At 64.1% G+C, this 20123-nt stretch carries 20 protein-coding genes; 5 read left to right on the top strand and 15 right to left on the bottom strand.

The window, feature by feature from the left end; genetic code table 11:
• Positions 1–14 precede the first annotated feature (14 nt).
• The 7 genes from JGU71_RS14760 to ssd all read right to left on the bottom strand — a co-directional run bounded on the left by JGU71_RS14760 (position 15) and on the right by ssd (position 4637).
• Positions 15–377, bottom strand: a complete 363-nt coding sequence (locus JGU71_RS14760; RefSeq protein WP_199704894.1) for an Rv3654c family TadE-like protein — start codon at positions 375–377, stop codon at positions 15–17.
• Positions 370–705 carry a TadE family type IV pilus minor pilin gene (locus tag JGU71_RS14755; protein WP_199705311.1) on the bottom strand — a complete coding sequence of 112 codons (336 nt, stop codon included), beginning with the start codon at positions 703–705 and terminating at the stop codon, positions 370–372. The genes JGU71_RS14760 and JGU71_RS14755 overlap by 8 nt, the downstream gene beginning before the upstream one ends.
• 17 nt (positions 706–722) lie before the next feature.
• Positions 723–926: a DUF4244 domain-containing protein gene (locus JGU71_RS14750; RefSeq protein WP_199704893.1), complete on the bottom strand. Its 204-nt coding sequence runs from the start codon at positions 924–926 to the stop codon at positions 723–725.
• A 63-nt stretch (positions 927–989) separates the two neighbouring features.
• Positions 990–1568, bottom strand: coding sequence for a type II secretion system F family protein (locus JGU71_RS14745; RefSeq protein WP_199704892.1), 579 nt, complete (start codon positions 1566–1568; stop codon positions 990–992).
• On the bottom strand, positions 1565–2350 hold the full coding sequence (locus JGU71_RS14740) for a type II secretion system F family protein (protein ID WP_199704891.1): 786 nt from the start codon (positions 2348–2350) through the stop codon (positions 1565–1567). Before JGU71_RS14740 ends, JGU71_RS14745 begins: the two co-directional genes overlap by 4 nt.
• Positions 2347–3522, bottom strand: a complete 1176-nt coding sequence (locus tag JGU71_RS14735) for a TadA family conjugal transfer-associated ATPase (protein ID WP_199704890.1) — start codon at positions 3520–3522, stop codon at positions 2347–2349. Before JGU71_RS14735 ends, JGU71_RS14740 begins: the two co-directional genes overlap by 4 nt.
• On the bottom strand, positions 3519–4637 hold the full coding sequence (gene ssd, locus JGU71_RS14730; protein WP_199704889.1) for a septum site-determining protein Ssd: 1119 nt from the start codon (positions 4635–4637) through the stop codon (positions 3519–3521). The genes JGU71_RS14735 and ssd overlap by 4 nt, the downstream gene beginning before the upstream one ends.
• A gap of 411 nt (positions 4638–5048) precedes the next feature.
• Here ssd and JGU71_RS14725 point away from each other — a divergent pair, with 411 nt between their 5' ends.
• Positions 5049–5867, top strand: a complete 819-nt coding sequence (locus JGU71_RS14725) for an HAD family hydrolase (protein WP_307829661.1) — start codon at positions 5049–5051, stop codon at positions 5865–5867.
• Positions 5868–6270: 403 nt separating this feature from the next.
• Here the strand turns inward: JGU71_RS14725 and JGU71_RS14720 are convergent, their stop codons facing one another.
• The 5 genes from JGU71_RS14720 to JGU71_RS14700 form a co-directional block, all read right to left on the bottom strand.
• Positions 6271–7017, bottom strand: coding sequence for a Fic family protein (locus JGU71_RS14720; RefSeq protein ID WP_199704887.1), 747 nt, complete (start codon positions 7015–7017; stop codon positions 6271–6273).
• A 74-nt stretch (positions 7018–7091) separates the two neighbouring features.
• Positions 7092–8798, bottom strand: a complete 1707-nt coding sequence (locus JGU71_RS14715) for a dipeptide ABC transporter ATP-binding protein (RefSeq protein WP_199704886.1) — start codon at positions 8796–8798, stop codon at positions 7092–7094.
• The gene (locus tag JGU71_RS14710; protein WP_199704885.1) at positions 8798–9745 is read right to left on the bottom strand and encodes an ABC transporter permease; all 948 of its coding nucleotides are present in this window, start codon (positions 9743–9745) and stop codon (positions 8798–8800) included. Before JGU71_RS14710 ends, JGU71_RS14715 begins: the two co-directional genes overlap by 1 nt.
• Complete coding sequence (locus JGU71_RS14705; protein WP_199704884.1) at positions 9738–10664, bottom strand: ABC transporter permease; 927 nt, start codon at positions 10662–10664, stop codon at positions 9738–9740. Before JGU71_RS14705 ends, JGU71_RS14710 begins: the two co-directional genes overlap by 8 nt.
• Positions 10665–10750: 86 nt before the next feature.
• Complete coding sequence (locus tag JGU71_RS14700) at positions 10751–12352, bottom strand: peptide ABC transporter substrate-binding protein (protein WP_372433188.1); 1602 nt, start codon at positions 12350–12352, stop codon at positions 10751–10753.
• Between the two features lie 238 nt (positions 12353–12590).
• Between JGU71_RS14700 and acs the strand changes: the two genes are divergently transcribed.
• From acs to JGU71_RS14680, 4 genes are all read left to right on the top strand, one after another.
• On the top strand, positions 12591–14534 hold the full coding sequence (acs, locus tag JGU71_RS14695; protein ID WP_199704883.1) for an acetate--CoA ligase: 1944 nt from the start codon (positions 12591–12593) through the stop codon (positions 14532–14534).
• A 153-nt stretch (positions 14535–14687) separates the two neighbouring features.
• Positions 14688–15908, top strand: coding sequence for a Na+/H+ antiporter NhaA (nhaA, locus tag JGU71_RS14690; RefSeq protein ID WP_199704882.1), 1221 nt, complete (start codon positions 14688–14690; stop codon positions 15906–15908).
• A gap of 42 nt (positions 15909–15950) precedes the next feature.
• Entirely contained in the window at positions 15951–16511 is a 561-nt protein-coding gene (locus JGU71_RS14685) for a phage holin family protein (protein ID WP_199704881.1), read from the top strand.
• Positions 16512–16560: 49 nt separating this feature from the next.
• Positions 16561–17487, top strand: a complete 927-nt coding sequence (locus tag JGU71_RS14680) for an alpha/beta fold hydrolase (RefSeq protein ID WP_199704880.1) — start codon at positions 16561–16563, stop codon at positions 17485–17487.
• A gap of 33 nt (positions 17488–17520) precedes the next feature.
• Here the strand turns inward: JGU71_RS14680 and JGU71_RS14675 are convergent, their stop codons facing one another.
• Genes JGU71_RS14675 through JGU71_RS14665 form a run of 3 tightly spaced genes read right to left on the bottom strand, consistent with a single transcriptional unit; the run spans position 17521 to position 20122 of the window.
• Complete coding sequence (locus JGU71_RS14675; protein ID WP_199704879.1) at positions 17521–18711, bottom strand: MarP family serine protease; 1191 nt, start codon at positions 18709–18711, stop codon at positions 17521–17523.
• Positions 18708–19487, bottom strand: a complete 780-nt coding sequence (locus tag JGU71_RS14670) for an NUDIX hydrolase (protein WP_372433174.1) — start codon at positions 19485–19487, stop codon at positions 18708–18710. Before JGU71_RS14670 ends, JGU71_RS14675 begins: the two co-directional genes overlap by 4 nt.
• On the bottom strand, positions 19484–20122 hold the full coding sequence (locus JGU71_RS14665; RefSeq protein ID WP_199704878.1) for a TlpA family protein disulfide reductase: 639 nt from the start codon (positions 20120–20122) through the stop codon (positions 19484–19486). Before JGU71_RS14665 ends, JGU71_RS14670 begins: the two co-directional genes overlap by 4 nt.
• Position 20123 lies beyond the last annotated feature (1 nt).

Below are 20123 nucleotides of genomic sequence, written 5' to 3'. Positions count from 1 at the left end.
GCTGGTTTCGCCAGTCAATCCTCGTCCGCCGGACCCGCCCGTGCGATGGCTTGCACCTCCTTTGCCCCGAACGTCGGCAGTTGGACCGCATCCGTCACCGTGACGACTGCATCCCAACCGTCGATTCGGCATTCCCGCACGGCTACCGACATCCGGGATGCGATCGGCTCTGCGGCGGCGCACGCCGCGTCAGCCCCCTTCTCGATCGATCCCGCAACAGCGAGAGCTGCTAGGTCGGCAGCGGACTGGGCTCGATGACGAACCGCAACCAGCGACCCAACATGGACGATCAGCATCGTGACCACAATCAGCGCAAGCATCACGAAGCACGCGACAACTGTTGCGGCACCACGCTCGTCGCGAAACCTGTCAGTCATCGGCATCGGGCTCCACTGCAGCGACGGCCTCCGCCGTGATGTCGAGCAGCGGTAGCAGTGGCGTACTCGCCCGCACGGTCGCGATGACGTGATCGCCGTCGTCCCGAACGCTGACGACGGCTCCATCCGGCGCAACCCGAGCCGCTGTCGACACCGCGTTGTCTCGGTCGCCCCGAGCGGCCAGGCGCGCAGCCTCGCGTGCTGCATCGACACATCGGATGTGCATCGACACGGCAAGCACCGCGCCGATACACATCACGACAACAAGAACGATGGCCGCAATGGCTATCGCGGCTTCGACTGTGGCAGCGCCTCTTTCGTCGGCGATCGCGCAATGACGACCGGTTACACCGAGGTGGTGAGCGCCTTGTCGATGATCCGGGTCAACGCGTTCACAATGCTGTCGCCGGTCACGACCGTGTACAAAACTGCGCCGAAAGCTGCTGCCGCGATGGTGCCGATTGCGTATTCGGCGGTCGACATGCCGTCGTCCTCCGTGATCGCGAGTAGTAGTCGTGACTGAATCCCCTGGTACGCCGACCTCAACATTCGAATCCCCTCCCTCGTTCTCCGACACGGTGTTTCCGCATCGGTGTTCACTACGCGGTTTGCTCATAGCAATCCCCCGTCCAACACCTTCGTCGCGAGTCCGATCACGACCGGGACTATTCCCAGACAGATGAACGCAGGCAGAAAGCACAGCCCAAGGGGTCCGCTGATCAACACCCCCGCCCGCTCGGCTTTCGCCGCTGCAGCATCTTCTGTCTCTATCCGCCGAGCGATTGCCAACTCGGTCATCGCAGCGGCCAACGACGAACCCGACCGCGCCGACCTCCGCGCCATTCGAGCAAGCGATTCGATCGAAGGATCCGCAGCAGCGTCGGCCCACGCTGTCGCTGGTTCGGCACCGAGCGTGAGCAACTCCGATGCTCGTCGGAGTGCGAACGACAACTGCCGAGGAGCTGTACTCGCGACTGCCGCGGCGGCCGTCGCCATGGGTAGTCCGGCACGAAGGCACGCTGCGAGCAGATCGAATGTGGTTGCGACGGAATGTGGGTCGTCGTCATTGGAGCCGGGTGCAGAAACACCCTGCGCGACATCTCCTCCGAGCTCGCGCAATCGAAGGTGAGCGGACGCGCGTACGGGAAGGACAAGCAACGCGCATGCAAGCAACGTCAGTGGCACGATCATGCAACGACTTTGCTGGTGATGGCATCGGTCCACAGCAGGCCGACGCAGGCGAACGCGGTGCCGACGACGAGCAGGACTCCCCCGGTGCCGCCGCCGAGCAGCACCGTCAACGGGGCGGCGCCCATCAGCTGACCGAGCAGGATGCCAAGGACCGGAAGGCCTGCCAAGACAGTGCCTGTCGCCCGCGCTCCCGCAAGACTGGACTCGGTCCGACTCCGAAAGCGCAGGCGCCCAAGTATATCTGTTCGGGCCGCTGTCAGTAGCTCGGCGAGTGCAAGGCCATGGGTCTCGGCGACTCGCCAGGCGTGCCCGATTCGCCCCAACTCTGCCGTGATCGCCGTATCGGCGGCCTCGATCCCGTCCGCGCCCGACCCACCGAGGCGACTTCGCGCTGCCGCTACCGCAAGCACCGTGGCGACCACGCCGCTACATTCGGCAGCCGCCGCCTCTGCTGCAGCCGCCGGGTGAGCTCCGATTTTCAGTTCACCGATCACTATGTCGATGCCGTCCAACAACTTTCGCCGCTCGACTTGCATCTGTTCGTCCCGCGACGCGGTGGCGCGCCTGCGACGGAACAGCAACACCACCATCGCGGCAGCGAGCAACCCGTGCAGACCGCCGACAAGAAACGCTGGCATGCAACACAATCCGATTACGTTCTCGAACTTCGGAAAGCCTCTCCGCACTCCGGCCCGTTCGAAGATGGTGTCGAGCCGACGCTGCCGGGACTCGGATGGCGCGACTATCAGCGCTGCTGCGATGCACACCAAAGCCAGCGTCATAACGCAGACCGTCTGTCCAACAACACCGTCAGCGCCGAGGCTGCCGGTGCGTCGCAGTCGGGACGCCAGGCCGGCTCGATGTTTACGAAACCGTGCGCGTTCTGTCGAACCAGGCCGATCTCGACAAGCCGTCGCGAACCATCCGCTCTGCGATGCACATGCAAGACCACCTGAACCGCTGCTGCCAACTGACTGTGCAACGCAGCACGATCCATTCCGCCGAGCGCAGCGAGCGCTTCCAACCGCGCGGGCACTTCTTCGGGTGAGTTGGCGTGGACCGTACCTGCGCCACCGTCATGACCGGTGTTGAGCGCGGTGAGCAGATCGACGACTTCCGCGCCACGAACTTCACCGACGACAATTCGGTCGGGACGCATCCGAAGTGCCTGCCGCACGAGATCGCGGACCGTCACCTCGCCGACGCCCTCGATGTTCGGGGCCCGCGCGACCAAGCGGACGACGTGCGGATGCTGAGGCGCCAATTCTGCCGCGTCCTCGACGCACACGATCCGCTCGCCTCGATCCACTTGTGCGAGAAGCGCGGCTAGCAAGGTAGTTTTTCCGGCCCCCGTTCCGCCGACGACAAGGAAGGCCAAACGAGCAGAAACGATCCGCAGCAGCAGTTCGTGAGCGTCTCGAGGTATGGCACCCGAGCTCACCAACGCAGCCAAGCCCTGTGTCGCAGGCCGTAACACCCGCAGGGAGAGACAGGTTCCCCCATGGGCGATCGGCGCGAGGACCGCGTGCAGCCGCACTCCGAAGTCGGTGTTTCCGACGCCGGGCAGTCGACCGTCGACCCACGGCTGCGCGTCGTCGAGACGTCGCCCTGCCGACAGAGCGAGCCGTTGCGCCAGACGTCGCACCGCAGCGTCGTCGGCGAACGTGACGTCGGACCGCTGCAGCCCTCGCCCGCGGTCGACCCACACCGCATCGGGTCCGGTCACAAGCACGTCGGCGGTTGCCGGGTCCGAAAGCAGTGGGTCGAGTGGACCGACGCCGGTGAGCTCGGTCTGCAGTAGTCGCAGGGTGGCAAGCATGTCCGAATCGCCGAGCACGCCACCCGCTTCGGCACGAATCGCGGCCGCGACCGTCGCAGGGGTCGGATCGGTCGAACTCTGGGACAACCGATCCCGAACTCGGTCGAGCAACTGGTTCGTCGCGACCGCGGTCATGCCGCCCACCGAGTTCTCGGCCGATCACCGAGTGTGGCGAAGACGGATTCGGCCGCACGGCGTAGCGGACTGCGTCGACCGAGTTCGAGTCCGCCGCGCTCGACGAGGTCTGCGAGGCGGGGTTCGGGCCGGATCGCCGCGAGCAGCGGGAGGCCGAGCGCATCGGCAATGTCGGTACCTCGGAGTCCGCCCGGTGCCGGCCCTCGCACGACCACACCGAGATTGGCGTTTCGCTCGGACACCATTCGTGCTGTCGCCTCGGCTGCCGCACTCGCTCGCAGCTCGGCGGGGACAACCAGGACGACCAGATCCGCGGCCTCGAGGAAGGTGTCCGTCGCGGGTGTGGTCCGCCTGGCGACGTCCGCGACGACGAGGTTGCCCGCGCTGCGACCAGCGTCGAGGACGGCGGCCACCGCTGCTGCACTCGGGTCTCGCGCCGTGTGACCGCGTGCGCACGACAGCACCGACACATACGGTGAGGCGGCGGGCAAAGCATTGCGCAACGCGGCGGCCGACACCCTCCCTCCTTCGATCGACAGCGACGGCCAGCGCAGACCCGCGACGTTCTCGATGCCGAGCAGTAGGTCGATGCCACCGCCGAAGCTGTCGCCGTCTACGAGCATCGCGTGCGACCGAAACTTCGTCGACTCGACGGACAAGGCAAGCGCCGCAGCGAAAGTCGACGCGCCGGCACCGCCGCGACCGCCGACAACCGCAACGACGAAACCGTCGCCCGACCCGACTTCCGGCCGTGCGCCGAGCACTCCGACCAGCAGGGACTCCTGCCGCGGCAGACCGACGACGTATTCGGCACCGATGGCGGCTGCACGTTGCCAGTCCGTCAGTTCGGGTTCGCCGTCGGTGACAAGGACAACTCCCCGCCGACGCGGCAGTTCGTCGTCCGACACAACGCGCGCCGCATCTGCGTCGAGCACGACGGTCGATGCTCGTCCCCACAGCCGCCGGGTGAGAACACCGGCAACCTCGTCGAGCGCGACATCTGCGGCCGCCGCGACGCGTCGCACGTCTTCACGCAGTTTCACGTCGCGGACCACCATCAACGCCCCTGTTCGGGTGCGGTCGTCGCGGTCGGTTTCCTGCCGGTCGGTGTTCATGCCGACAACACTCACGCACGTTCCACGACCGCAACAGAGGGTTTCTCGCGATTGTGGATAACTTCGGCCTTGTGGATAACTTTTGGTACGGCGGTGCCAGAGTGTGAAACCGGAGTGAGGGGTCCCTCGACAACGTTCGACGGCGGCTGGGGTCCCTTCACGCCGTCGAAACTGAAGAACGACCGACCCGTAAACAGAGGACGACCCTCGCCAGGGGGGGAGGAGGCGAGGGTCGTCGGGTTCAGCCCCGGGGGGTCGGGCTGAACGCGCCTGGAACAAGTCCAGGTACCGGCAATACTACACCCGAGGGTGCCGGATATCGCAAGTCAAAGTTTGAACGAGTTCGTTCCTACGACGCGCTACACCAAACGCGATGCGACCCGCCGATTGCTCGTGCATATCCTTGTAACCGTGACGGCACAGAGTTCAGCAGAGACCGCGACGAAGCGAATCGCGGCCTTCTTCGATCTGGACAAAACAATCATCGCGAAGTCGAGCACTTTTGCATTCAGTAAGCCCTTCTTCGACCAGGGGCTACTCAATCGACGGGCGGTACTCAAGAGCAGCTATGCGCATTTCCTGTTTCTGCTGTCCGGTGCCGATCACGACCAAATGGAGCGTATGCGAGCACATTTGGTGAAGATGAGTACGGGATGGGACGTAGCTCAGGTCAAGTCGATAGTTGCGGAGACGCTGCACGATGTCGTCGATCCGCTGATCTTCGCCGAAGCCGCCGACCTCATTGCCGACCACAAGATCCGCGGCCACGACATCGTTGTCGTATCCGCATCCGGTGAAGAAGTCGTCGGTCCGATCGCGGAGGCGCTCGGCGCGGATTTCACGGCCGCCACACAATTGGCGGTCGAGGACGGCAAATACACCGGCGAGGTCGAGTTCTATTGCTACGGCGAGGGCAAGGTCCAAGCAATCGAACAACTGGCCGAACAAGAAAACTACGATCTCGCCCGATGCTTCGCCTATTCGGATTCGTTGACCGATCTGCCGATGCTGCAAGCCGTCGGACACCCGACGGCGGTCAACCCCGATCGGGGTCTCCGCAAAGAAGCGGCGTCCCGCGGCTGGCCGATTCTCACGTTCTCCAACCCGGTCTCGCTGCGTGCCCGATTCCAAGCGCCGTCGTCGACGACCGTCGCTGCGACAGCGGCCGTCGGGCTGAGCGCGCTGGCCGCCGGCGCAATCACGTACGGCCTTCTACGCCGTCGCCGCTGACGACACGCCCAAAACCCTCGATCAGAACTTCCTCTTGATGTGAGCGGAGTCACAGAGTACAAAGGAGATACGGAAGAACGGAAGGCCAAGGTCGAGCCGGAAGAGAAGGACCGACCTCCCGACCGCGATTCCCAGCACGGAGATCAGGCACCCACGCGGAGCGCGCCGCGACAAGGGCAGAAGCGTTGTGGGCCTGCGTGATTCGGGTCTTTGCTGGCGAAAACCCTGCACGGGTTGCGGGGATTAACCAACGAAGGTCGGATTGACGCCGAGGCCAACCACACAACCCACCTTAGCACGCTTGGTAACCGGATATTCCGTGCTAGCGGGCGGCGAAGTCGTTTACGACATCGCCGCCCGCTTTTACGTGTGTGCAAGCGCTGCACAGCATTTCGTTGAAAAGTCAGCTACTCATCGCTTCGGCGATCGAGGTCGCCTCACGTGCGCCTGCCTCTAATGCGCTGCAGCACAAGATCACCCAGTCCCCGACGCCCGCCGGGTCACCCGACGCGAAGGCGTCGATCGCATCACGATAATGCGCCTCTCGACGCATCCAGGTGACCTCGGGAACGCCGAGATTGTGCGGATCGAGACCGCTGGCTACCGAAACGAGTCGCGACGCCGCGCGGGCAACGACGCCGTCCGCAGTTCCGAAGGGACGTAGGGCGAGCAATTCGCCGTGTACGACAGCAGCGATGACAGGCGCAGGCGCCGAACTTCCGACGACCACATCTGCCAACATGGCCAACCGATCCGCAACGCCACCGCTGTCTCGTGGCCGGCCGAGCGAATCCTGATCCTCGACGAGGCCGGCGCCTGCGAGTAGATGCAGTCGAGCCAATGCTTGCAGCGGCGCGCGCTGCCACACCCCGACGAGGATCGGCAACGAGTCACCGTCCAGCGCCTGACCGACGCGCAACGCACCCGCAAGGATCGGATCTCCCGGCTCACCTTCGGACGGCAATTCGGTCGACCCGCCGTCGAGCACCGACGACGATCTCGCGGCCCGCACCGCAGCCTCGGCCGCAGTCGTCGGCCAGCCACGTCTGTTGGTCTTGTGGCGGTGCACCTCGGCGAGCGCATCGCGCGCCAGGTCGGCGGCGGCGCGCACGCCCGGCAGCTCGGCGAGTGGTTGCAATGGGTCCGGCACTCCGGTGACGTTACTGAGGTCGCTCGGACCTACCCAGACGTGCCCCCTGGCGTACCCCTTACGAAGGCAACCTGTCAGGACCCGACCAACAGCTCACGCCCAGGTATCGCTGCCAGCAGCTTGCGGGTGTATTCCTGCGCCGGATTGTCGAAAACCTCGACAGTGCTTGCGGCCTCGACAACCTTGCCGTTGCTCATCACGACGACATTGTCCGCAATCTGCCGCACCACCGCGAGGTCGTGGGTGATGAACAGGTAGGACAATCCCAGTTCCGCCTGCAGGTCGTTGAGCAGCTTCAAGATCTGTGCCTGCACAAGAACATCGAGCGCCGACACCGCCTCGTCGCACACCACCAGCTCGGGTTGCAGCGCCAACGCCCGCGCGATCGCGACCCGCTGGCGCTGACCGCCGGACAACTCGTTCGGATACCGCTTCAGCACCGACGACGGGAGCGAGACCTTGTCCAGCAGATCGCGAACCACACCCTCACGCTCCTTGGTGCTCCCGATCTTGTGGGTCCGCAACGGTTCTTCGATGGTTCGATAGATCGAGTACATCGGATCGAGTGAGCCGTACGGGTTCTGGAAGATCGGCTGCACCTTGCGGCGGAAGGCGAACTGCTCCGACTTGCTCAGCTTCGCGACGTCGGCGCCTTCGAACTCGACCGTCCCCGAGGTCGGCTCCAGCAAACCCAGAACCATCTGCGCCACAGTCGATTTGCCGGACCCGGATTCGCCGACGATCGCCGTCGTCGTCCCGCGTCGCACAGCGAACGACACGTCGTCGACAGCAACGAGTTCACTCGACTTCCACGGCGCGCTACCTCGGATGCTGAACTTCTTCGTAAGCTGCGACGCGACGACGACGTTCGCATCCTCGACATCGGCGACCTGGGTCGCGACCTCGATGGCCTGCGCCTGAATCTCTTTGCGCGCCAACACCGACGACAATCGCTGCGACGCGAGCGACGGCGCCGAATTCACCAACTTCTTCGTGTAGAGGTGCTGCGGATCCCGCAGGATGTCCAGTGCGGGACCCGATTCGACGACCCGACCGCGGTACATGACGACGAGATGCTCGGCGCGTTCGGCGGCGAGCCCGAGATCGTGGGTGATGAGCAGCACCGCGGTGCCGAGTTCACGCGTCAACCCGTCGAGGTGATCGAGGATCTGGCGCTGCACCGTCACGTCGAGCGCCGACGTCGGTTCGTCGGCGATCAACAGCTTCGGTCGGCACGACAGACCGATGGCGATGAGCGCGCGCTGCCGCATGCCGCCCGAGAACTCGTGTGGATACTGATTGACGCGGCGCTCCGCGTCGTTCATCCCCGCCTCGGTGAGCAATTCGACCGCACGACGTTTTGCAGCCTTTCCTTTCGCAATGCCGTTCGCTCGCAACGTCTCCGCGATTTGGAATCCGACCTTCCACACCGGATTGAGATTCGACATCGGATCCTGTGGAACCAATCCGATACCCGTGCCGCGCACCGCGACAATCTCTTTCGCCGATGCAGTTGCCAAATCCTTGCCCTCGAACAGAATTTGACCAGACGTCACCTTTCCGGTGCCGGGCAGCAGGTTGATGATCGAGTGCGCCGTCGTCGACTTGCCGGATCCGGATTCGCCGACGATCGCCACCGTCTGCCCCGGATATACGGTCAGGTCGACGTTGCGGACAGCCGGCACCTCTTTGCCACCCGAGGTGAACGAGACGCTGAGATCTTTGATTTCGAGCAGCGGTTGCACAGCGTCGGAGGTCATCTCGAAGGTCATCTCGGACATTATCGCTTTCTCGCTTTCGGGTCGAGAGCGTCACGCACAGCGTCACCGAGCATGATGAAGCTGAGCACGGTGATCGCCAAAGCCGTTGCGGGATAGAACAGGATCGGTGACGACCTGATCTCCTTCTGGCTCGACGCGATATCGCCGCCCCACGACACCACGGTCCGCGGCAGGCCGACGCCGAGGTAGGACAACGTCGCTTCGGTGACGATGAATACGCCGAGCCAGATCGTCGTCACGACGATCAGCGGTCCAGCGGCGTTGGGCAGCACATGCCTGATCAGCGTCCGTAATCGGGAGACGCCCAACGCTTTTGCGGCAAGCACGTAGTCGCTGCCTTTTGCCTCGATCACCGCGGCACGTGCTATTCGAGCGGCTTGCGGCCAGGTGAACGCGGCAAGGATCGCAACGACAGTCCAGATGGTCCGCGAATCGAGCAACTGCATAAGCACGATCGCGGCCAGCATCAGCGGCAATGCGTACACAACTTCGGCGACGCGGGAGACGATCGAATCCAGCAGTCCCCCATAGAATCCCGCGAGTGCACCTAGGGTGCCGCCGACGAGAACGAACAGTAGCGTCGCGCCGATGCCCGCCGTGACCGACGCCCGCGCCCCGTACACGGTCCGGGCGTAGATATCGCAGCCCTGCCTGTCGTAGCCGAAGATGTGGCCTGCGCTGCCCCGATCCATACTGAAATCACCGTTGCAGTAACGGGGATCCTGATCGGTGAAGAGGCCGGGAAATATCGCGACACTGAGGACGAACAGAATCAGCACCGTCGCGATGACGAACAGCGGATTCCTGCGCAGCTGCCGCCACGCGTCGGTCCACATGCTCGTCGGCGATCCCGATTCGTCGACCACGTCGGTCCCGAGCACCTCGACCTCGTCCTCCGGTGCGACGAAATGATCTTGGCCACTTCGCTTCTTGCTGAAATCAGACATAACGAATCCTCGGATCGAGCACGGCGTAGAGCAGGTCTACGAGCAGATTCGAAATCAGGAAGATGACGATCAGGACCGTCACGAACGAGACGACGGTCGGGGGTTCACCACGGACGATCGCTTGGAACAACGTTCCACCGACACCTGGAATGTTGAAGATGCCCTCCGTGACGATCGCGCCTCCCATCAATGCTCCGAGGTCGGCTCCGAGGAACGTCACGACGGGAATCATCGAGTTTCGCAGAATGTGCACGACCACGACCCGCGGGCGGGAAAGTCCTTTTGCGGTCGCGGTTCGGACGTAGTCGGCGGACATGTTCTCCGCCACCGAATTTCGGGTCAGCCGCAAGACATAGGCGAACGAGAGGGACCCGAGGACGAACGCCGGAACGAGCAACTCGGTGAACGTCGCATTGCCCGTCACCGTGACCGGTGCGATGCCCCACTTCACGCCGAGCAGGAACTGGGCAAGGAAACCGACGACGAAGATCGGCACGGCGATGATGACGAGACTGACGACCAACAACGTCGAGTCGAAGAACTTGCCCTTCCGCAGTCCCGCGATCAGACCGAAGACGACGCCGAAACCGCCCTCGATCACCACCGCCATCAGGGCCAGTTTGAGAGTGATCGGGAAAGCGCGGGCCAACTCGTCGCGGACCGGCCTGCCGGAGAACGCGGTACCGAAGTCGAAGGTGACGATCCCCTTCAGATATTGCAGGTACTGCACGATGAACGGTTGATCGAGGTGGTAGCGCGCTCGCAGTTGCGCCTCGACAGCGGGCGACATCGGCTTGTCACCGGCGAGTGCGGCGATCGGATCGCCGGGTATCAGAAACACCATCGCGTAGATCAGCAGCGTCGCTCCCAGAAACACCGGGATCATCTGCAGAAGGCGGCGAACGACGTACCAGGCCATGCAGGCCCTCCCTCGGGAAGGGCTCGTGAGTCTTTTCGGAGGTCAGGACCACCGAAAAGACTCACGAGCGGCGAAGACGAAGACGCCTATTTCTCGATGTTCTCGAAATCGAACAGACCGTTCCACGCCAGCGGAGCCGTGCTCACCTTGTCCGACCGACCCGCAGCCGCGACATAGTCGAACACGGGAATGTCGGCCATGTCTTTCAGCAGCAGTGCCTGCGCCTGCGCAACGATCTTGTACGACTCCTCCGGTGTCGGCGCCGCGAGTGCCGCGTTGAGCAGGCGATCGAATTCGGGGTTGTTGTAGTCGACGTTGTTCGTTTCCGAGAAGCTGAAGTACTGCGAGGTCAAGAACTGCAGCATCGACGGATAGTCACCCTGCCAGCCGTAGCGGAAGGCCTTGTTGATCGTCTTGGCGTTGACGTCGTCACGAACCTGTTTGAACGTCGGGTAGCTGACGCCGGATGCGTCGATGCCGAGCGTGTTCTTGATGCTGTTGGCGACAGCTTCGATCCACGCCTGATGATCGCCGTCGGCGTTGTAGGCGATCTCGTACTTGCCGGTCCACGGCGAGATCGCGTCGGCCTGCGCCCACAACTTCTTCGCCTCCTCCGGGTTGAAGTCCAGCACTTCCGAACCCGGCAGGTTCCCGTCGTAACCCGGCAGCGTCGACGCCGTGAAGTCTCTTGCGGGCGTACGGGTTCCGTAGAATATGTTCTCGGAAATCTGCTCTCGGTTGATCGCCATCGAGAGTGCCTTGCGACGCAGCAGACCTTCCTCTCCGCCGAAATGCGGCGTCGAGGTCTGGATGCCGATGTGCGCGTTCTGAGCGGTCGGCACGGTGATCGCGCGATCGCCGAGATCCTGCTTGTAGGAGCCGAGGGCGCTACCCGGAATCGTATCCAGGGCATCGAGATTGCCAGCCTGCAGATCGGCATAGGCAACGTCGAAGTTCTGATACATCACGAACCGCAGGCCCTTGTTCTTCGCGGGCCGCCCACCCTTGTAGGTCTCGTTGGGCACAAGGTCGATCTTGACGTTGTGCTCCCAGGCGCCGTCGCCTGCGAACTTGTAGGGACCGTTGCCGATCGGATTCTCACCGAAGGCCTTCATGTCCTTGAATGCAACTTCCGGCAGCGGGTAGAACGGTGCGTAGCCGAGGCTGATCTCGAAGTCGATCGACGGCTCGGTGAGTTCGACGGTGAACGTCTGGTCGTCCACGACCTTCAGACCCGACATCGTTTGCGCCGTAGGCGGATCGACCGACACATCGGCGAAACCGACGATCGGAGTGAAGACGTAACTCTGCAACTGGGCGTTGGTGGACAGTGCGCCGTAGTTCCACGCGTCGACGAAAGACTTTGCGGTGACCGGTGTTCCGTCCGTGAACGTCCAGTCCGGTTTGATCTTGATCGTGTAGTTCTTCTTGTCGGGTGAGGTGATCGACTCCGCCATCTCGTCGAACACCTCGCCCTTGGCGTCGTAGCGCCGCAGCCCGGCATACAGCCGATCGACGACGCGGCCGCCCTGGTTCTCGTTCGTGTTCGTCGGAACGAGGGGATTCTGTGGTTCCCCAGCGTTGACGGTCACGAAGTCGCTGTCGCCGGAACTGTCGGACGAACAGCCCGCCAACCCGATTCCACTCGCAGTCACCAGTGCCGCGATGATCGCGGTCGTTCTTTTCAGCCTCAACTCGAGCTCCCCACTGCTAGTCGGTCGATGAGAAATGCCTGCTTGCACGTATCGAGAAACGTGCCAGGCGAATGCGTCGGACCTTAGCCATTCGAACGGCTTTTGTCAGTGCAATGCCCCCGCCGAGCACCAGCGGATCCTCGTGACGCCAGAGGTATCGACGGCAAACCGATGAACTAATGTCGGGCGAGAGTGGCTTACGTTCACCGATGCACGGAAAGAGGCAGCGAGAATGACTGGTACACCTGCACAGGATGCCTACGCGCCCAGCGACGAATTCGTCGCGGCAGCCAATGCCGGACCGGAACTCGCCGCAGCCGCCGAAGCGGATCGACTCGCCTTCTGGGGCGAACAAGCAGCGCGGTTGCACTGGCACGAGCCGTGGACGGAGGTACTCGACTGGTCCGCCGCTCCTGTCGCACGGTGGTTTGTGGGCGGCAAACTGAACGTCGCGTACAACTGCGTCGATCGGCATGTGATCGACGGCCACGGCGATCAGGTAGCGATCCACTGGGAGGGCGAGCCCGGCGACAGTCTCGATCTCACCTACTCCGAGCTTCTGGCCGAAGTATCAAAGGCTGCAAACTATTTCACCGAGATCGGCTTGACAGCGGGCGACCGCGTCGCCATCTACATGCCGATGATTCCCGAAGCGATCGTCTCGATGCTGGCCTGCGCACGCCTTGGGTTGACACACTCGGTCGTCTTCGCAGGCTTCTCCCCAACGGCGCTACGCCAGCGGGTCGACGACGCCGAAGCGCGGCTCGTCATCACGACGGACGGCCAATGGCGACGCGGTAAATCAGCACCGCTGAAGGAGGCTGTCGACGAGGCGTTGTACGCCAATGGCGATGTGCCGCACTCGGTCGAGCACGTTCTGGTCGTCCGTCGTACCGGCGTCGAGGTGCCGTGGACCGAGGACCGCGATGTGTGGTGGCACGAGACCGTGGCGAATGCGTCACCCGAACACGAGGCGCAACCCTTCGACGCGGAGCAACCGCTCTTCATCCTCTACACATCGGGCACGACCGGTAAGCCGAAGGGCATCGTCCACACCTCCGGCGGCTACCTGACCCAAACGTCGTACACCCACCACAATGTCTTCGACCACAAGCCGGGCAAAGACGTCTACTGGTGCACCGCCGACATCGGCTGGGTCACCGGGCACAGCTACATCGTCTACGGACCACTGTCCAACCGCGTCACCCAGGTCGTCTACGAGGGCACGCCCAACTCCCCCGACGAGCACCGACACTGGAACATCGTCGAAAAGTACGGCGTGTCAATCTATTACACGGCACCGACGCTGGTCCGCACGTTCATGAAGTGGGGTCGCCAGATCCCGCAGGCGCACGACCTGTCCTCGATCCGCCTGCTCGGCTCGGTCGGCGAACCCATCAACCCAGAAGCGTGGCGCTGGTACCGCGAGGTGATCGGCGGCAACACAGCACCCATCGTCGACACCTGGTGGCAAACCGAAACCGGCGCGATCATGATCTCCCCTCTGCCAGGAGTGACGGCGACGAAACCCGGCGCGGCGATGGCGACGCTGCCCGGCATCTCGGCGAAGATCGTGGACGAGAACGGCAACGACGTGACGCTCGGCGAGAAGGAAGCCAACGGCTACCTCGTGCTGGATCAGCCGTGGCCGTCGATGCTGCGCGGCATCTGGGGCGACCCCGAACGCTACAAAGCGACCTACTGGGAGCGCTACGCCGAGCAAGGCTGGTACTTCGCAGGCGACGGCGCGCGGTACGACGAAGACGGCGCACTGTGGGTGCTCGGCCGGGTCGACGACGTCATGAACATCTCGGGGCACCGTATCTCGACGGCGGAGGTCGAGTCCGCACTCGTCGGGCATCACAGCGTCGCAGAAGCGGCTGTTGTCGGCGCCAACGACGAGACCACCGGCCAAGGCATCGTCGCGTTCGTGATCCTGAAGGGCAGCGCGGAAAACACGGGCGATGCTCTGATCGACGAACTCAAAGCGGAGGTGTCTCGCTCGATCAGCCCGATTGCGAAGCCTCGCGAGATACACATCGTTCCCGAACTACCGAAAACACGAAGCGGCAAGATCATGCGTCGACTACTCCGAGACGTGGCGGAAGGCCGCGAACTCGGCGACACCTCGACCCTCGTCGATCCGAAGGTGTTCGAGGACATCAAGTCTCGCTGACGCACCGCCCAACGCCTCTCGAAAAAGAACACCTGACCTGCGCGATCAAGGCTGTCACACCATCTCTTGTTAGAGTGATCGCGGAGCGCCGGGAAGTCTGGTCGGCATCGATCGAACGACCCCATTCGACGAAACCGAGCCTGAGAGGCCACCGTGATCCAGCCGCTGCGCTCCGAGCTCACCCGCTACCTGCGTGCCGAAACTGTCGGTGGCGCAATACTTCTCGTCGCCGCGGCAGTCGCCTTGATCTGGGCCAACTCCCCGGTCGGTGAGAGCTACTTCAGCGTCCGAGACACCGTCGTCGGCATCTCCGCACTACATCTCGAGCTGTCAATCGGCGCCTGGGCACAGGACGGGTTGCTCGCCGTCTTCTTCTTCGTCGCCGGACTCGAACTAAAACGCGAACTCGTCGTCGGCGAACTTGCCGACCGAAAGAAGGCGCTGCTGCCGATCATCGCGGCGGGCGGCGGTGTCGTCGTACCGGCGGCGATTGCGTTTGCCATCGGGTTCGGTGCACCCGGCATGGACCGCGGATGGGCGATCCCCGTTGCGACCGACATCGCGTTCGCTCTCGCCGTCCTCGCCATGACGGGCTCCCGAATTCCTACCGGCGCCCGAGTGTTCCTGCTGAGCCTTGCCGTCGTCGACGATCTTCTCGCCATCGGGCTGATCGCGATCCTGTTCACCGCGTCGATCGCCATGCTGTGGCTGTGCGCATCGGCACTGACTTTCGCCGGCTACGCCTACGCACAGCATCGGCGCATCACGACGCCGTTCCTCTACGTCCCGCTCGCGCTGTTCGCCTGGTACGCGGTGCACGAGTCCGGTATCCACGCGACCATTGCCGGCGTCGCACTCGGCCTGCTGACGCGTGTGCGCAAGGACCGCGGCGAAGCGGAGGCACCGGCAACGCGGCTCGAACATCGTATCCAGCCTTTCTCAGCAGGCTTCTGCGTCCCCGTCTTCGCACTGTTCGCATCGGGGGTGCCCCTGAACAGCGACGTTCTCGGCGAGCTGTTCACCAACCGCGTCTCGCTCGCCGTGATCGCAGGTCTGCTCATCGGAAAGACGATCGGAATCTTCGGGATCAGTTGGCTTGCGATCCGCACCGGCATCGCGACACGCCCCGCGAACCTCTTCAACAGGGACATGTTCGCCCTCTCGGTACTCGGCGCGATCGGATTCACGGTCAGCCTCCTGGTCGCCGAACTCGCGATGGCAGACGTCGGTGACGGCACGAGTCTCGAAATCGCGAAAGCCGCCGTCCTGATCACGTCTTTGGCCGCATCACTCATCGGATCGGCGCTACTGTTGCGACGCGGCCGCGTCCACGGAGCGCGCCGCGATGATGAGCGCGACGGTGTGTTGGAATAAGACGCGGACGAGACGGGTATGCGCTGCTATGCGAAGCAGCACATGCCGAGTACCGAACGACCGAGCAACCGGAGGGGTCGACAAGTGAGCTTCACCAAGAGCAGCAACGGCAGGGACAGTGCAGGCCGCCACGCTGCACCGACGACTATCACGGCGATCCCGCTGTCCGATGTGGACGTACCCGGGTCGGCGAGCGTCGGCAGTCTCGTCAAAGAAGCGACGACTCAGGTGTCGACGCTGGTTCGAGCCGAAGTCGAACTCGCCAAGGCCGAGGTCACAGGCGAGATCAAGAAGGGCCTCGTCGGCAGCGTCTTCTTCATCCTCGCGCTGACCGTGCTGCTGTTCAGCTCGTTTTTCTTCTTCTTCTTCCTTGCCGAACTGCTCGACTGGCTGTGGTTCGAACGGTGGCTCGCATTCCTGATCGTGTTCCTGCTGATGATCGTCGCGGTGGTGTTGTTCGCGTTGCTCGGCTATCTGCGGGTCCGCAAGATCCGAGCGCCGGAGAAGACCATCAGCTCGCTCAAGGAAGCAAAGTCGGTGCTGCCCGGCGGCGCGAACGACGGCTTCGACGGCCGCCACGCCAGCGGAGCACTCGGCCGCTAGTGGTCACGCAAGCCCGCTTGCACTCACGCAAGCTCGACTGAACGCCGCCGTGGAACAGCCCGACCCCTCCACCGTCAGATTCGACGGTCCGTGGACCCATCGAGACATCCATGCCAACGGCATCCGCTTTCATGTCGCCGAAGCGGGACCGAGTTCGACGGACGCACCGCTCATCGTGATGCTGCACGGCTTCGGGGACTTCTGGTGGTCGTGGCGACACCAATTGACAGGCCTCGCCGAAGCGGGCTTCCGCACCGTGGCCGTCGACCTGCGCGGCTACGGCGACAGCGACAAACCTCCCCGCGGATACGACGGCTGGACCCTCGCAGGCGACATCGCCGGACTCGTCCGCGCACTCGGCCATACGGATGCGACCTTGCTCGGGCACGCAGACGGCGGACTCGTCTGCTGGGCGACCGCCGTACTCCACCCTCGCGTCGTCAAATCGATCGCCCTCGTCAGCTCACCGCATCCGATCGCCCTCAAACGCGGTGTACTGCGCGACTCTCCCCAGCGGTCGGCGTGGCTGCCCAAGTTCTTGAAATACCAGGTGCCGCTGCTCCCTGAGCGGAGCCTCACTCGCGACGGTGGTTTCGAGGTCGAACGTCTCCTGCGCACACGGTCGGGTCCGGCGTATCCGCGCACCGCCGAGTTCACCGATGCTGCTCGCCGGATGCGGTCCGCGATCAGGATTCCGGGCGTCGCCCATTCCGCGCTGGAGTATCAGCGATGGGCTTTCCGTAGCCAATGGCGAACGGACGGTAGACGATTCATGGCGATCATGGACAAGCAGATCAACATCCCCGTGCTGCAGATCCACGGGGATCTCGACCCGTACATCCTCGTCAACACACTCGCGCGATGTACGAGGTGGGCACCGCGGCGTGAACTTCGCACCATCGGGTCCGCCGGCCACTTCGTCCACCAGGAGCGGCCCGATCAGGTGACTGCCGAAATCGTCCGGTTCGCTACGTAGCCCTCTCGGCTACTCGGTCCTTCTGACCAGCGGTCACAGGATGCACGCGCCGGTCTCGACGATCGCAGTCACCGACGGAGCCATCTCCAACTGCTTGGACACCTCGTTCTCGGTCAAGACGAAGCCGGTGTCGCTGTTGTCGACCGCCGCACCGAAGACGACCCCGAGGATGCGGCCCTGACTGTCGACAAGGGGACCGCCCGAGTTGCCCTGTCTGATCGACCCACGAACCGTGTACACCTCGCGTTCGACAGTGTCGGATCGGTAGATGTTCGGCCCGGTGAGGTCGAGCGTCTCACGGACCCTCGCCGCGCTCGCGGTGTACGGTCCGCCGCCGGGATAACCGAGCACGATGGCGTCGGCACCGGTTCGGGCCGGTTCGGGCGCCCAGGACAGGACGGGTGCGGTGAGGCCGGGCACCGCGAGGATGGCGATGTCGACCGACGGATCGAACAGCACGACCTGCGCAGCCAAGGGTCCGTCGGCGGTGTCGACGGCGACCTCGGTGGTACCTGCAAGCACGTGTGCATTTGTCATGACCCGTTCGGGCGCGACGACGAAGCCCGAACCTTCGAGCGCGCGCTGGCAACTCGGCGCGGTCCCACGGATACGCAGCACGCTGTCCTGCAGGGTCCGCGCGATGGGACTTTCGAGGACACTCGGATCGGGTGGTTCCACCGACGTGATCGGGGTACGTCCGAACGGACCGATCACGTCCGGCAGACCCGAGGTGTCGAGCAGTGCCGAGAATTCGCTCGGCAGTCGACGCATCCACTCCGGGGCTACCTCGTCGACCTTGCTCAGCACTGTCGAACCACGGACCGCTGCCGCAACAGCGGGTTGCGACGACGCCGTGAGCGGGACCGCGAGCAGCCAACCCGCGACGAGTACGGCGACGGCCTGCAGTACCGCACCGACGGAACTGTCGATCGCGCGTGCCGCAGGGCTGTGCATGCCGCTGCGAGCTGCGCGACCAAGCACCATGCCGGCGACTTCGCCGACGATCACGAGGGTCACGATCAAGAGGACACCGACGAGCACCCGCGCACGGCCCTCGTCGACGTGGACCAGGACGTGCGGTGCGATGAGAATGCCTGCGACAGCACCGAGTACGACGCCGAGGAAGGCGAGCGCGGACGCTACAGCTCCTTGCCGCCACCCCGATGTCGCTGCCAGCAATGCGATGAGGAGGACACCGATGTCGAGCCAGTTCGACGACGTCATCGGTCAACCTTTCGCAGCGACGGTGAGTCCAACTCGGGTGGCAGGACGAGCGAGTCTCCCATACCCGCTGCGGCGAGGGTGGATTCGAGATCGCGAACATCCGACCGATCCCATTCGACCTCCCAGCCGGACACAGCGAACACGCCGGCGAGAATACCGCCCGTGAAGCCCCAGACCACCATCCCGTCGACCGTGAACGCAGGCCCGAAGTAGCCGAGCGGATGCCGAACGATGAAGCGGTTGGCTGGGTCGAGCAATGTGCTCACCGGAACCCGCACGACCCGCTCGGCTTCGTCGCGGTCGACGACATCGACGGCACTAGGCGTACGCCAGTAGGCGATGACGGGGGTGACGTCGAAGCGTGACGGTGGGACGTAGATGCCGGGCCACGTCGCCAGTGGTTGCACCCCGGCAGGATCGAGGCCGGTCTCTTCCTCTGCTTCCCGAAGCGCCGTCGCGATCGGACCGTCGTCGCCCGGATCCGCGCCACCGCCGGGAAACGCGACCTGACCGCGATGCTGACGTAACGTCGAAGCTCGTTGTGTCAGAAGCACTTCGGCATCGGCGGGTAATCCACCGCGCGCGTTGGGGTCCGCGTCGGCGGTGCCACCGAACAGCACGAGGACCGCTGCCTCACGGGCATCGGCGTCGGCGGCTGCGTAGCGGGCGAGGATGGGGTTGGTCCCTGTCGAATCCGTAGGAACCTCCTCGGCGACCCGACGCAACCAGTCGGGCACCGCGACACCACCCGACGGCGGCACGTTGTCGGCTATCACGCTGCGACACCGAGATTCTCGGCGACGACGTCTGCGATTTCGTCGACACTGGTGAACGGTTTGACGACCACCTTGGCAACGGACCCGTCCGCACGCAGCAGTACCGATACGGGCAGCACCGGGGGCGCCCCGACCGCGGTCCTGACCCGCAGTGCGGCGTCCTGCACCCCTGGCAGGTGCACCGCCAGATCCGCAAGTCGTGCCAACGCCATCTCCTCGTTCGTATCGGAGTGCACGGTCAGCACGTTCACCGACAGCTTCGCGCGTTCCGCGTATTCCTGCAGTATGGGCAACTCGTCTGCACATGGTGCACACCAGTACGCCCAGAGGTTGAGCAAGGTCGGCGTTCCGGCAAGCGCAGCGCCGAGGTCGACCGTCGTTCCGTCTGCGAGGCAACTCAGCGTGATGCCGTCGAGTGGACCCGGTGTCGGGCTGGAGCCTGGCTGCGGCGTCGGGCATCGGCGGAGCGCTGCTGCGGTTCGAGACGGACCGAGGTCGGTATCGGAGGTGACTCCGGACGAAGGCGGGGTGCGCTGCACGGTCGGGTCCGGCTCGGCGTCACGCGGCCACAGCGCGACCACCAACCCCACGACCACTACGAGAACAGCAAGCGACCACCTGCCGGAGTTCGACATC

This window comes from Antrihabitans stalagmiti (genome assembly GCF_016482825.1).
Classification (GTDB): Bacteria; Actinomycetota; Actinomycetes; order Mycobacteriales; family Mycobacteriaceae; genus Antrihabitans; species Antrihabitans stalagmiti.
This window is presented reverse-complemented; position numbering and strand designations above follow the sequence as displayed.

What these genes read in the sequence shown, in the direction of transcription:
- JGU71_RS14685 (WP_199704881.1), top strand. Translation starts at nt 15,951, where the DNA reads ATGCCGAGTACCGAACGACCGAGCAACCGGAGGGGTCGACAAGTGAGC.
- ssd (WP_199704889.1), bottom strand. Translation starts at nt 4,637, where the DNA reads ATGAACACCGACCGGCAGGAAACCGACCGCGACGACCGCACCCGAACA.
- JGU71_RS14665 (WP_199704878.1), bottom strand. Translation starts at nt 20,122, where the DNA reads ATGTCGAACTCCGGCAGGTGGTCGCTTGCTGTTCTCGTAGTGGTCGTG.
- JGU71_RS14745 (WP_199704892.1), bottom strand. Translation starts at nt 1,568, where the DNA reads ATGATCGTGCCACTGACGTTGCTTGCATGCGCGTTGCTTGTCCTTCCC.
- JGU71_RS14715 (WP_199704886.1), bottom strand. Translation starts at nt 8,798, where the DNA reads ATGTCCGAGATGACCTTCGAGATGACCTCCGACGCTGTGCAACCGCTG.
- JGU71_RS14675 (WP_199704879.1), bottom strand. Translation starts at nt 18,711, where the DNA reads ATGACGTCGTCGAACTGGCTCGACATCGGTGTCCTCCTCATCGCATTG.
- JGU71_RS14750 (WP_199704893.1), bottom strand. Translation starts at nt 926, where the DNA reads ATGTTGAGGTCGGCGTACCAGGGGATTCAGTCACGACTACTACTCGCG.
- JGU71_RS14740 (WP_199704891.1), bottom strand. Translation starts at nt 2,350, where the DNA reads ATGACGCTGGCTTTGGTGTGCATCGCAGCAGCGCTGATAGTCGCGCCA.
- acs (WP_199704883.1), top strand. Translation starts at nt 12,591, where the DNA reads ATGACTGGTACACCTGCACAGGATGCCTACGCGCCCAGCGACGAATTC.
- JGU71_RS14705 (WP_199704884.1), bottom strand. Translation starts at nt 10,664, where the DNA reads ATGGCCTGGTACGTCGTTCGCCGCCTTCTGCAGATGATCCCGGTGTTT.
- JGU71_RS14710 (WP_199704885.1), bottom strand. Translation starts at nt 9,745, where the DNA reads ATGTCTGATTTCAGCAAGAAGCGAAGTGGCCAAGATCATTTCGTCGCA.
- JGU71_RS14735 (WP_199704890.1), bottom strand. Translation starts at nt 3,522, where the DNA reads ATGACCGCGGTCGCGACGAACCAGTTGCTCGACCGAGTTCGGGATCGG.
- JGU71_RS14760 (WP_199704894.1), bottom strand. Translation starts at nt 377, where the DNA reads ATGACTGACAGGTTTCGCGACGAGCGTGGTGCCGCAACAGTTGTCGCG.